The sequence below is a fragment of the Candidatus Defluviilinea proxima genome, from assembly GCA_016721115.1.
GTDB classification, from domain to species: domain Bacteria; phylum Chloroflexota; class Anaerolineae; order Anaerolineales; family Villigracilaceae; genus Defluviilinea; species Defluviilinea proxima.
Genome location: JADKIW010000001.1, coordinates 3,205,142 through 3,217,743, shown reverse-complemented (window position 1 = coordinate 3,217,743; position 12,602 = coordinate 3,205,142). Strand labels below are relative to the sequence as shown.

Annotated in this window: 14 protein-coding genes; 4 read left to right on the top strand and 10 right to left on the bottom strand. The window is 51.0% G+C overall.

Annotated features, from left to right (window positions below):
* Positions 1–2 precede the first annotated feature (2 nt).
* A complete protein-coding gene (locus IPP66_14935) occupies positions 3–590 on the bottom strand; it encodes a hypothetical protein (GenBank protein ID MBK9926568.1) in 588 nt (195 codons plus the stop codon).
* A complete protein-coding gene (locus IPP66_14930) occupies positions 587–1,501 on the bottom strand; it encodes a DUF4129 domain-containing protein (protein MBK9926567.1) in 915 nt (304 codons plus the stop codon). Before IPP66_14930 ends, IPP66_14935 begins: the two co-directional genes overlap by 4 nt.
* On the opposite strand from IPP66_14930, the gene IPP66_14925 reads away from it, so the two are divergent.
* Positions 1,472–2,068 (top strand): DUF309 domain-containing protein, encoded by a 597-nt coding sequence (locus tag IPP66_14925; protein ID MBK9926566.1) that lies wholly within the window; start codon positions 1,472–1,474, stop codon positions 2,066–2,068. The two genes, IPP66_14930 and IPP66_14925, sit on opposite strands and share 30 nt — an antisense overlap.
* Positions 2,069–2,136: 68 nt before the next feature.
* Here the strand turns inward: IPP66_14925 and IPP66_14920 are convergent, their stop codons facing one another.
* The 8 genes from IPP66_14920 to IPP66_14885 all read right to left on the bottom strand — a co-directional run bounded on the left by IPP66_14920 (position 2,137) and on the right by IPP66_14885 (position 8,943).
* Positions 2,137–2,781, bottom strand: a complete 645-nt coding sequence (locus IPP66_14920; GenBank protein MBK9926565.1) for a hypothetical protein — start codon at positions 2,779–2,781, stop codon at positions 2,137–2,139.
* A 146-nt stretch (positions 2,782–2,927) separates the two neighbouring features.
* Positions 2,928–3,563 (bottom strand): cyclase family protein, encoded by a 636-nt coding sequence (locus tag IPP66_14915; protein ID MBK9926564.1) that lies wholly within the window; start codon positions 3,561–3,563, stop codon positions 2,928–2,930.
* A gap of 68 nt (positions 3,564–3,631) precedes the next feature.
* Entirely contained in the window at positions 3,632–4,099 is a 468-nt protein-coding gene (locus IPP66_14910) for a CapA family protein (GenBank protein MBK9926563.1), read from the bottom strand.
* The gene (locus IPP66_14905; GenBank protein MBK9926562.1) at positions 4,096–5,313 is read right to left on the bottom strand and encodes a CapA family protein; all 1,218 of its coding nucleotides are present in this window, start codon (positions 5,311–5,313) and stop codon (positions 4,096–4,098) included. Before IPP66_14905 ends, IPP66_14910 begins: the two co-directional genes overlap by 4 nt.
* A 161-nt stretch (positions 5,314–5,474) precedes the next feature.
* Positions 5,475–6,578 (bottom strand): o-succinylbenzoate synthase, encoded by a 1,104-nt coding sequence (gene menC, locus IPP66_14900; GenBank protein MBK9926561.1) that lies wholly within the window; start codon positions 6,576–6,578, stop codon positions 5,475–5,477.
* Positions 6,579–6,699: 121 nt separating this feature from the next.
* Positions 6,700–7,026, bottom strand: coding sequence for a hypothetical protein (locus IPP66_14895; GenBank protein ID MBK9926560.1), 327 nt, complete (start codon positions 7,024–7,026; stop codon positions 6,700–6,702).
* 21 nt (positions 7,027–7,047) lie between these two features.
* Complete coding sequence (locus tag IPP66_14890) at positions 7,048–7,572, bottom strand: zinc ribbon domain-containing protein (protein ID MBK9926559.1); 525 nt, start codon at positions 7,570–7,572, stop codon at positions 7,048–7,050.
* Positions 7,573–7,695: 123 nt separating this feature from the next.
* Entirely contained in the window at positions 7,696–8,943 is a 1,248-nt protein-coding gene (locus IPP66_14885) for a DUF3048 domain-containing protein (protein MBK9926558.1), read from the bottom strand.
* Positions 8,944–8,999: 56 nt separating this feature from the next.
* Between IPP66_14885 and IPP66_14880 the strand changes: the two genes are divergently transcribed.
* From IPP66_14880 to IPP66_14870, 3 genes are read left to right on the top strand one after another with little or no spacing between them, the layout of a single operon-like run.
* Positions 9,000–10,562, top strand: a complete 1,563-nt coding sequence (locus tag IPP66_14880; protein ID MBK9926557.1) for a hypothetical protein — start codon at positions 9,000–9,002, stop codon at positions 10,560–10,562.
* Positions 10,563–10,564: 2 nt separating this feature from the next.
* Positions 10,565–11,164, top strand: a complete 600-nt coding sequence (locus IPP66_14875; GenBank protein MBK9926556.1) for a hypothetical protein — start codon at positions 10,565–10,567, stop codon at positions 11,162–11,164.
* Complete coding sequence (locus IPP66_14870; protein ID MBK9926555.1) at positions 11,161–12,558, top strand: hypothetical protein; 1,398 nt, start codon at positions 11,161–11,163, stop codon at positions 12,556–12,558. Before IPP66_14875 ends, IPP66_14870 begins: the two co-directional genes overlap by 4 nt.
* Positions 12,559–12,602: the final 44 nt, after the last annotated feature.

Genomic DNA, 12,602 nt, shown 5'->3' with positions numbered 1-12,602 from the left:
GTTTAATTCTCAACTTGTTTTTCAAGATACTCGATCACTTCAGCGATATCATGATCCATTGGGTTATCGGTGTGACGCTGAAAATATCCACCTGGGGAATAGTGTGTGAACGAACCACGCAGTCCCGCTTCGAGATACGCTTGAACGCGTGGATTCGGCTCCCAACTGGGACCAGCCAACGGGTCAAAAAAGAGGCGTTCTTTTTCTGTCTGATGATGAGAAAGGATGCGAGAGGCAAGTTTGCCGAGGCGGTTGGCGATCAGCCACTTGAAGTAAATCCCTTTTTCAGCTTTCTTTATCGAAAGCGAGAGACTCTCCACTTGCCCCACAACAGGCTTGGGCTTGAGAAATGTCCGCTCATCGAGCTTGATCTGTGCAACAAGGCTCCGCGAGAGGATCATCAAAACGACTACCAAAACAACAAACCACCACAGCAACTGACTCACAGAATGATATACAAGTCCCAACACCCAAAGCATATACGCGAGCGGAACGATGACAACTCGATATACGGTATCGCGCAACGGGAAAGCCAATGCAAGCGCAATAGCCAAAATGCCAGCCATGATAAGGTAGCGATATGTTTTCATATGGGTTCCCCACAATACTGCAAAATGGTCGTGAGGCATGCTACCGCTTCGTTCGTCTCTTTGGGCCCAGCTTTACGGGAGCCATAACGAACACTCTCGAATAAGCGCGTCAGGTTTTGAACAGGCTCACCGGGCAAACCTGAATTTTCAAGCCGCGCGGCAAATTCCGCAGGCGTCATGGATGCCATTCGGTGAATACTCTTTTTATCCGCCACCACATCGCTCATACGGAAATAACAATTCAAGATCACATCGGTCGATTCACGTCCATTTGAAAGATCACGCAACGACGAATGTGCGATACGAGCGATTTCCTGCAACGGGCTGGATTTTGCGAGTCGTAGATCTGCCCATACACGATAAAACTTCCACAGCAACCATAACGCGCCCAGAACGATCAACAGGCTCATGACATAAGAAAGCAAAGGAGTTTGTTGTGGAGGTGTAAAGACCGGGGGCGGGATATTGGCCAGCGCATCATCCTTGCGAGTTTCAGCATTGCCCCAAAGATTTAGATTCAACGCAGAGAGCGCCTCAGGGTAACGTTTAAAAAGAAAATACAACGCCCAATACGAGAACGCGATACGAAACAAAAGACGCAATAACTTCTTACGTGTCTCAGGGGATAGCAACACCCCCACCAACACCACCAACAAAGCGATCAAGATCCAAAGGATGACCTGGGACTGAAGCGACACTTCAGGCAGGGACTCAACAGCGACCTTTGCACTGGCATCAAATGCATCCGCCTCTTCCCGACCGATGGGCTGGGCATCTTTAAAAGAAACATTTTTCAGGCTGACAGAGAGCGCGGTCAAAGCCCCCAACGCAAGGATGGAAATCAACAGTACCCAATACTTTTTTTCAAATAAGGCACGCATATGATCGAGAAAAATTGTACCATCGGGCAAAAAAGCCCGAACCCCTCCACAGAAGGAGATGATACGGCAATTTTCAGCGTGATATACTCTCGACCCATGAGCGATTGCACCAGCCAACTCCATCCGCAAGCCAAAGAGGGACTCCGCCTGTTCAATGCAGGGGAATACTTTGAAGCACACGAAGCGCTTGAAGACGCATGGAACGCTGAAGAAGGGACGATCAAGAACCTATATCGCGGCTTGTTGCAGATAGCGGTCACTTATCTGCACATCACACGCGGAAATTATCACGGCGCGGTCAAAGTATATGAGCGAAGCAAAAAATGGTTCACGGACATTCCGTTCGTGTGCCAGGGCGTTCATGTTGGGGAATTAAAAAAAGACGTGGAAACTGCGATAAAAGAATTGGAACGTCTCGGGGAAAAGAGAATGGCCGCGTTCGACCTGAAATTACTGAAGCCTGTGAAATGGGACGAGAAGCGCATCTTCATCTGTGACAAATGCGGCACCGAAATGCACGAGAAGAACTGCAAAGTGAGCTGTCCCAACTGCGGGAATCGATTCGATTGTTCGGACCTGAATATTTATTTTGATTGAGCTTTATCTCATCTTAAAATCGACAGGCCGTGTCAAATTGACACGGCCTGTAAGCTTTGAATATCGTTTTAGTATTTCGTTGGGCGGAATGTTTTAACGCTTTGTTCAAAGACTGCCAGATTATCATAGAACTCTGAGATCTGGGCCATGTATTGCACGTACCAGACCGTGTTCCCATCTTGAAAAACATACACCATATCGTTGACGTCAATGTTGTTGACGCGCAATTCGATGGTGATCTTCCGTCCTTCGACCGTGTTCACGTAAACCGTCTGATAATCTGATACATGCGCTTGATAGGGAAGGGTCGGGAATTGGTCACGGACAAATGTATCCAACGAATCGCCCGTCATGAGTTCGTATGAAACATTGACAAGCATGTTATAGGCTGAGGATTTGCTCGGGATCTCGGTAATAAGCAACTCAGATCCTGAGAAAGCGGCCGTATTGTTCACCGTCTTTTTATCTGCTAGTTTGAAATTCTTCGGCAACCAGATCTCAACCAGCGGGGTTTTGAATTGCTTCCAATCAGCAGGGATTAATTGCTCATAAGGGATCGGCGTCAACGTGGGCGTAACCTCTGCCGTTGGCGACATCACGATAAGAGGTGTGACCGTCGGTTGGACTGTTGGAGGAACTTGTGCAATCGGTGCAGCCCCGCCGCCTCTAAATTCCTCAACACAAACCAACCGCCAACGCCAAGGATCAAACACAATAGCCCCACCATACCCACAATGATGCCAACTTGCATCATTGTCATACCGAAATACTTGCGTTCTCCGTCCATGATTCCTCCACCTTATATTTTGAAATGCAGGAGAATCTTACCTCTACAACCGTCAGAGTGACCGTTTTAACATCATGACTGAATCAGGATCGCACGAGCAGGCGCACCGTCAGAACCAGCGATCTTGAGCGGCAGGCAATACAAGTCATAGAATCCACGCATTACGTTCGAGAGATTCAATCCTTCCACCACCACAACGCCCGCCTTCAACAACACTTCATGTGTCGGCCTTGAATCACCATACGGCGCAACAGACAGGTAATCCACGCCCACCAATTGCACGCCATGTTTCACCAACCATTCTGCTCCGTCTTCACTGATCGCTACGTAATCGGTTTGAAACTCGGATACACCCTTCGCCCAAAAATGAGAATTACTCGTCCCAAACAGAATACGTTTCATATCGGGCGCGATCTCCACTCGTTCCAACACATCCGACGAGATCGCCTCGACACCGTCCGGTAACTGCACCACGTAACAGGGACCCGTCAACACTTCGAGCGGTAACTGCTCAACAGTGCGACCGTCATTGAGAAAGTGATGTGGCGCATCCACATGTGTGCCGAGGTGAACACTGGTGCTAATGCTTGTGCAATTCGTCCCTGAACCCTTGTCCATGGATTCGAATTGTTTGAGCTCGAGTCCCGGGTCGCCAGGCCAAGTGGGGAGAGTTGGAGAGATCGTCAGGGAAATGTCGTAGATGGTCATGGTGTGTCTCCTTGTCGTAGTTACTATCGCGCTGAGCGTCCTTCGACTTCGTTCAGGACGGAAATATTCTAAGGAACAGCCAATGGCGTCAGCGTCGGAGTGATGCTGGGGGTTGGCGTGGGAGCCAGTTGAGTCCAGCCACTGTAGTAAAAGTATTCATTCAAAAACTCCGCGCGTTCCTGTTCATTCATTATACGCGGACGTGAGTAATCTTCAAGCATACCTGTAATCAATTCCACACTGACAAGTTTCCCGTCATAGACCACATATCGGTCAAAGAACAAACGGCGAATGCCGGGCGGCATCCAATCCTGGTCACCCATCTGATCGAAGAACAGATTGCCCAATCCATAGTGGATGAACGCACCATCGTAGAATTCCATCTTCTGCGCATAATGTGCCTGACTGCCACTGACAATGGATGCACCCGAATCAGCCATCAAGCGAAAATCAGTGACCTGTTGTGGGTTCGGGTTGTAATCGTAACTTTCGTTCCATTGAAACGTGGAAACTACAACATAACCCTGTGATTTCAACTCGGCGATCTTTTCCTTGAGATACGGGAAATTACAAGGTGCGGCGCGGGTTGATAATCGGTCGCCGTTGGGAAGCGCCCCACATCGGGTTTGTTACATCCAATGAATGCGATCTTGTTGCCGTTCTTCTCAAACAACGCTGGCTTGAGCGAATCCTTCAAGTCACGCCCACCGCCAAAATACGGAATGTTGTGCGCGTTATACATATCCAGCGTTTCATACATGGCGAACGGGCCATAATCGGCGAAGTGATTCCCCGTCAACTCGATCACATCCGTGCCAACATCTGTAATCAAGTCCATGTATTTCGGGTCACTGCAAAACACGAGCGCGCCTGCTTCAGGCTTCGGGTACGGGCACCCCGTGAAAAACGGGATCTCATTGCTCACATGCATGATATCCGCTTCACGGAACACATCGCGCATCTTTTCGCCGGGATACGTTGAACCTTTGAGTTCCATCGTGACTGCTGTTGCACGCACAAGCGCTGTCACGCCGGTCATGATGATCGTTGTCAACTTGTTCGGATCGTAATTCGAAAGGGTCCATGAAGAATCATCCACAACGCCACCGGGCTTGAGCATAAAGTCAATAACCAAAGGATAGGTCGTAACGTCAAAGCCTTTGCGGATCGGCGATTGACCATCCACAGTCAACACTTTCCATTTTGGATCAAGCGACTCAAACGGGACAATGGCCCACGCGGATTCTTTCCATGCGGTATCGAGCAGTTGCTTCTCATCCACGCTTCTTACAGACCCGCTAGCTGGTTCGCCCCAAATGGCCGTAAACGCCCTCAGCGTGGACTCTGCCATCAATAACGGAGACCCGCCCGAGGTCCAGAGTGAGGCGAGTTCTTGAGATGTCACTCCATCTTTGACAGTAGGAAACGGCGCGACCAGGGCATACGTCCATTGGAAGCGAGTCCCATCTTGATCATCGGCAGTGGCAACATCCAAAGTCAGGCTGGCGCTGAAAGGAATCTCCGATGCCTTGATACGATCTTGCAAAGCCTGCGGAACAGACTCGGCATATAGCACACCCATAAATGCAGGCGTCGGTATGACAACTTCTCTTGTTGGAGTGACCGTTGGAGGTACAGATGTGTTTGTGGGGATTTGCGGGGCGGATGTAGGAGTAGCCTGCGAACCACAGGCAGAGAGGATGAGCGTAACCACGCTAAAGAGGATCAATAAACGATTCAGTTGTTTCATAGGCATAGCGCCCGATTATAAACCCTGCGCCGAGGATGGCGCAGGGAGCAATCTGCGTCCTTCGGCTACGGGCTTCGCAAACACCGCTCAGCCCTCCGCTCAGGACGGAATATATTTTGGAATAGAGCAAAGTCGAAGCGCAGGTTATCTCAGATCACACATCAAACCGTAATTGTAGAAAGCGTAAACTGTTTCAACGCCTCTTCATCCATGCTAACACCAAGGCCGGGCTGATTTGGCACTGTGATCGTGCTATCGTCGTTCAATACAAACCGTTCATGCGTGATGTCGCGGTGATAATAACGGTCGGAGGCGGAGATATCGCCGGGTAATACGAAGCCCGGTAAAGATGCCATCGCAAGATTCGAGGCGCGACCAATACCAGTCTCCAACATGCCGCCACACCAGACAGGGATGTTTCGCTCGCGGCAATAGCCGTGAATCATGAGCCCCTGGCTCAGCCCTGCCACACGCGCGGGTTTGATGTTGATGTTGCGGCAGGCTTCCATTTCCAAAGCATAACGCGCATGGCGCGGTGTGAGAATACTTTCATCGAGACAGATGGCAGTTTTGAGTTGTGCCTGTAATTTGCGATGGTCCCAAATATCATCTTCGAACAAAGGCTGTTCGATCAAAAGCAAATTGAGATCATCGAGCGGTTTGAGCACATCGGCAGTATCCAACGTATACGCGGAGTTGGCATCCACTTGCAAACGCAGATCAGGATACTTCTTGCGAATAGCGACAGTCTCTTCGATCTCGCGCCCCGGCTTGATCTTGATCTTGACGCGGCGATAGCCCTTCTCGATGAACGAGTCGACGGTTCGCACCATCGCTTCGGCTGATTCCTGTATCCCGATCGAGACTCCCACTTCGACCTTATCTCTCGTGCCGCCGAACATCTCCTTCAAGGACTTGCCATCGCGCTTGCCCAACAGATCCCAGATCGCCATCTCCACACCCGCTTTGGCGAGGTGATGTCCGCGGATGCCTTCCACGCGATGCTGAAAATCGAGCGCGTCCTTTACATCCTTGCCAAGAGTGAGTGGCGCGACAAAATCCTTGAGGATGTGCCATGCCGTACCCGTCGTTTCATAGTTGTAGCCCGGCTCCCGAGAAGCGACACATTCGCCGTACCCGGTCAGCCCTTCAGATTTTAGAGTGACGATAATACACTGACGATCCGTCTCGCGCCCGAACGATGTCTCGAACGGCGCAACCAACGGCATGGAGATGTGATGGAGAGTGATGGAGTCTATTTTCATGGGAGAGGGTTCCTGTGGGGGGATATAAACTGGATTATAGCATTCAAGGAAATTAATCCTTAAATCAAAACAAGCTGACCCATCTCAGGCCAGCCTGTTGCTTTTACTGGTTTCGCTATATTTATTTTTGAACCGAAGCCATCGAAGCAAGCACTTCTTGCGTCACGTTCTTTCCGCCGCTGAAATTTGTCCACACGCTGGTGACCGTATAGATCGGTCCCCAAGGGATACCCCACCAGCCGAGCACAAGCGAAAGCAGGGTAAAGGGAAGTCCCTTTACGATGGCGTTATCTTCCGAGCGAATAAAGTAGATATTGGATGACCTTCTGAAGGTGATGACAAGCAGTGAAATGCAATATTCATAGATGACGAACTTCCCGCCCTGTTGCAACTCCTGTTGCAGATGACTTCCCGTATGTATTTCTTCCAAGCCAATGATCTTAGTCATATCACCTCGTCGTGAATGTGGTTATTCTGTTTTCGCTTCCCCATCATCATCGTTCAGCTTCAAACCGCGCAGGGCATCATCCACGCTGACGGCAGCGTCACGTCGCATGCCTGCGGCGGGTGTGCCGCAATACGGACAGATATTCCACGGCAGTTCCATCAGCTTGTTGCAGTTTTCGCAGTTCTTCTTGAGTTTGGTGTGGCAATTCGGGCAAACCTGCCACTCGTCTTTGACGCGGCGTTCGCAACCCGGGCAAAGTGGAAGGTCCTCAAGCGCTTGAAGCAAGGCTTCCTCTTCGAGGGTCTTTTGGTAATCCTCTTCAAGAGTCCGTGTGGGACGCAGGATGAGGTACACCAAAATCCCCGGCAGGTTGAGCACAGCCACCAGCAAAGTGGCGAGGGTGTGCACCAACGGGTCGCGTGCGCGTGTGCGGATGTCACGGTACGTCCAGATGATGAGCGAGATCCACAACGCGGCAAGAAATGCCCCGCCGAAGCCGGTCAACACGAGGAGTAGGTTGCTTACGAATGTGGGGTCAAGGGTCATAATGGTATTTTATCTCATCTTATAAGCTTGTTGCATAGAATTTCCCGAACAAACATAGGGACGACCCGCCAAAAAAGAAAAAATCCTTGACGGGCCTGAAGGGTCGCACCTGCCATCCAAATTTTATGGCGTTGCGTGATGGAAGAACCATTCGCCATCGCCTTGTGACGCATAAGAATTCTTGCCGATCACTTCGTAATATGTGATGCCGGGGCGCAATGCGATCTGTTCGCCGTAAGTGGTGGTCAATAAAAGCGGTTGATTGGGCATGAGGCGGCTCCATTTTGCAGGGATGCCGACTCCATCACGAAAGACATACGCTTCGCCGCCACCCGTCAGGTCAATGTGATAGACCTCGTCATCTTCATCGAACGGATTGGAAAAGGTGTGATATGTAAAGATGACGACGATATTTGCGGCATGCACCTGTTGACCGGTCACATTGTCGATCAGGGGCGCATATTTCTCTTCCTTGTTGTTTATCATATCGTCGGTCTCTTGAAAACGCAGATATTGCTGAGTACCCGAGTCATAAGCCCAATGGTTGTAAGAGTATTCAGAGAAATATGTGTACACGTCCGTGCCGCTCACACTGGATGCAGTAGGAGGGTCCGCGCTGAACAAACCGCTTAGATAGGGTTTGTCGTTGGGCAGGTTATTCTTTGTCACGCAATCGGCCCACAAGATCGTATTGAAATATTGATTGTTGTACACTTCGATCTTGCGCTCGTCCATGCCTTTGAAGGGAGGACAATTGCCAAACGAAGGAACTACAAGGAATTGAGCAATATCGGTCGTTTTGAAATATTCAAGCACGCGCTTATCTGCAAATTTGAACACCAAAAATGACTGGTACATGCGCGCGATGTTTTCATCGAAGAATCTGCCGGAGCGTACCGGCCCCACCCATTCCGAGTCGTTGCCGTAAAAGATGGCGATGTTACGCGTCAATCCATCTTCGATGTAATATTCAAAAACCTGATCGGCCAACGAGAGCCCCGATTGCGGGCGAATATACCGCGGATAGTTGGCGATCTTGATCGCCATCGGTCTGCGATCCATGCGGGAGGGGTCCGCTTGTGGGAGGCCGGTCAGCGGGTTGATGACGGGTGGAACTGTTGGCGTGGGAGGGACGGTCGCTGTTGGGGTGAGAGGAATCTCTGTCGGCGCAGAGTTGAGAGGACTCACCGTCGGCAAGGATAAGGGTGTTGGGGCCGAATCAGCATACAGTGAGTCAGGGGCGGTTTCTTGTCCCGGTTGAAAGGGCGTCGGGGAGGAAAGTCCGATGGCAGATACAGTTTCGGGTTTGGTAGTAGTACATCCTGAAAGTAAAAGAGCAATGCACACAAGGGTGGTAACGGTCAATCGCATGGGCAAATTGTACAACAATCAGGGGTGGCTGCAAATCCTGATAAAATTACGTTTGCATGTTCATATTCATCACAATCGGTATTCTGCTAGTTACAGCTCTGGCATTATTGATCCTTCAATTTACACTTCCCGAATTTCGGTTCGCGTGGTTGACGGCGGTGGCAGGCGCATTGCTTGCATGGGTCAGTGTTTTCGTCTGGCAGGCCAGCATGCCACTCATAGTGCAACTCCCTCTTTGGCAACCTGCGATCATCTTTCGTCAGTCACCGCTTTTCATTGCGGATGGAATTTCGTGGGCACTCGCGCTCAGCATGGTCACCGTGTGTCTTGCGGTGATCGTCACGGCGGTGGCGCGCGAAAGTTTTCCCAACACGTGGGGCTGGATCGGCATTCTTACACTGACAGCCTTTGGCGTTCTGGCAGTGACAGCCGATAACCCATTGACCCTTGTTTTGATCTGGGCGGCCATTGATCTCGCTGAGTTGATTTCACAAATGCGATTTGCAGAAGGCCCCAAAGTGAACGAACGCGCTGTGACATCCTTCGCTTCACGCGTAACGGGTAGCTTGATCCTGTTATGGGCAAGCATGGTCAGCGCTTCCAACGGATCTGTTTTTGATTTTCTTTCAGCGCCTCCGAGCGCTGGGTTGCTTCTCATCATGGCTTCTGCATTCAGGCTGGGAGTATTACCATTCCGTCTACCGGATACAAGTGAAGCGTCCTTTCGACGTGGATTCGGTACAGGCTTGCGCATGACCTCTGCCGGTTCAAGTTTGATCCTGTTGGCACGCATTCCACTTGCCAGTGTTGAATCTGCCATTACTCCCTATTTGATGATATTCGTTACGCTCGCGGCATTGTATGGCGCATGGATGTGGCTTCGCTCACCCGATGAATTGACAGGCCGTCCGTATTGGATGATCGGCTTGGCTTCACTCGCTGTGGCGTCAGCTTTGCGCGGCAACCCCATCGGTGCCACTGCATGGAGCTGTGCGCTCATCCTTTCAGGGAGTGCGCTCTTCCTCGCCTCCGCTGAAAACGTGTGGTTGAACCGGGCGTTATACATTGGTGTGTGGGGCATTTCGGCCCTACCGCTTTCGATCACGGCAACAGGTTGGGTGAGCGGACGCGAAAATTTTTGGTATGCAATTCCATTTCTGCTCCTCGCACAAGCCGGGTTGTTGGCAGGGTTCCTGCGCATCAGTCAACGGTCTTTTGCGCGAACCACTTTTGAGAATCAACCCATTTGGGCCAGGAACGTGTATCCGCTCGGGATTTACGTTATTCTGTTGACGTTATTGCTTCTTGGATTCATCGGCTGGGACGGGACTCTCAAACTTGGGAACTGGATCGCCAGCCTCATCGCATCAGCTCTGACCTTTGGCTTGATCTGGCTTACTCCACGCATTCGCATCCTCAACCCGGTCCGCGCACACTGGGTACAACCGACCGAATCATCATGGGTTACCTCCATCAACCAAGTGCTTTGGGGGCTATACCGTTCGATCAGAAGAGTCACTGTCACATTCTCGAATGCGCTTGAAGGTGAAAGCGGCATCATGTGGACTCTTCTCTTCCTCGCACTTTTCGTCTCCATCCTTTCACAAAGGACTCCCTGAGCATGTCTCCGTTCTCTTCATGGGTTGTAATCACTTTGATCGTTATCACCAGTGCTGGCTTATTGCTTGCACGTGACTGGCGTTGGCTGATCATTCTTCTTTCCGTACAGTATGTAGGCATGTTCATCCTTGTATTGCAACATTGGCCTTTGGGCATGGCAACAGTCAAGATCATTGCTGGTTGGATGAGCGCCGCTATTCTTGGCATGACACGTTCCAATCTAGATGAAGATGCCGTTGAAAAATACAGCGTCCTGCCACAAGGACGATTCTTTCGATTAGTCGCCGCCGCGGTTGTTGGTCTGATCGCAGCCACCGTTGCCCCTCGTGTAGACGCGATGATGGCAGACGCCGGTGTAGCCGTCGCCGCAGGAAGTCTGCTGTTGATCGGTATGGGATTGTTGCATCTCGGTGTTACCGACCAGATATTACGCGTCACGATCGGTTTGATGACGGTCCTTGCCGGGTTCGAAGTCATTTATGCCGCTGTGGAAAGTTCAGTTCTCGTTGCAGCCCTGCTCGCCATCATTAACCTCGGGTTGGCGTTGGTAGGGTCCTATCTCATGATCGCATCGAACGCTAATGAACTGGAGACAGAATGAACGCGCCAACGATCTGGATCATTCTTCCCATTGCCATTGCATTCGTGTTATTCCTTATTAGCAGTCCGCGCATTCTAAGTTTCACCGGCGGGTTTGTGGCAATTGCACTTGCATTGATGGCACAATTCGCTCCCATTGAACAAGCCATGAAGATTGGCGGATTCTCACTTAAGATCGATTCGTCATTAAATATCCTTGGCCGTGTGTTACAGATCAAACCAGAAGAAGGACCTTTGCTGGCTTTGATCTATGGCGCGGCGGCATTATGGTTCTTCGGCGCAGAAGCATCCAAGTCGGCGTTGCGCTTCGTGCCATTTGGATTGATCGTCACTGCTTTGATGGTCGCGTCCATTGCTGTAGAGCCGTTCCTCTATGCCGCGCTATTTATTGAGACCGCGGTATTGCTATCTGTGCCCATGGTAGTGAGTATCTATAAACACCCCGGCAAAGGGATCATTCGTTTTCTTATTTATCAAACACTCGCCATGCCATTCATTCTTTTATCTGGCTGGCTATTAGCAGGCGTGGAAGCCAGCCCCGGCAACCTCGCCTTGGCCGCGCAATCTGCCGCCATACTTGGGCTTGGCTTCGCATTTTTATTAGCGATCTTTCCGCTCTATAACTGGGTCCCCATGCTTCTGGAGGAAGCATCTCCTTTTGTTGTCGGCTTTCTTCTTTGGGTCATACCAACAACTACATTAATATTTGGCGCAGGTTTTATTGACCGCTACTCCTGGCTTCGTGCCTCTCCCCAACTGGCAACGGCGCTTCAATTCACCGGCTTGCTCATGGTGGTCACTGGCGGAGTATGGGCCGCCTTTCAAACTCACATCGGACGGATCATGGCGTATGGCTCTATCGCCGAAACCGGTTTTTCCCTGCTCGCGCTCAGCCTGGACTTGAGGCTGGGCATCCCCATTCTATTTTTACTTTTCCCTGCCCGCGCACTGGGCCTCGCTGTCTGGTCGCTATCACTAACCATCCTCAAAGAACGAGCTGGCACAATGCAATTCAGCGATGTGCGTGGACTCTTACGATACAGTCCATTTGCAAGTGCAGGTTTGCTCCTTGCCACCCTATCCACAAGCGGATTCCCGTTACTGGCGGGTTTCCCTGCGCGTCTTGCTCTTTGGGATGGCCTTGCACGAGTCTCACTTAGCCTGGCATTTTGGATGGGGGTGGGAATCATCGGCTTGTTGATAGCATCCTTCCGAACACTGGCCGTCCTAAGTATGGCTGATGAGTATACAAACTGGGAGGTGAACGAAGATTGGTCACAGGGGATCATGCTTGGGCTGGGAATGACCGGGCTCTTCCTCCTGGGCTTACTCCCACAGGCCGCCCAATACATCCTTGCCAGTCTGCCGACCATGTTTGAACACCTCGGGCGGTGAGGCGGTATAATCACCGCAACTTACTAGAGAAAGCGCCGGAGGCA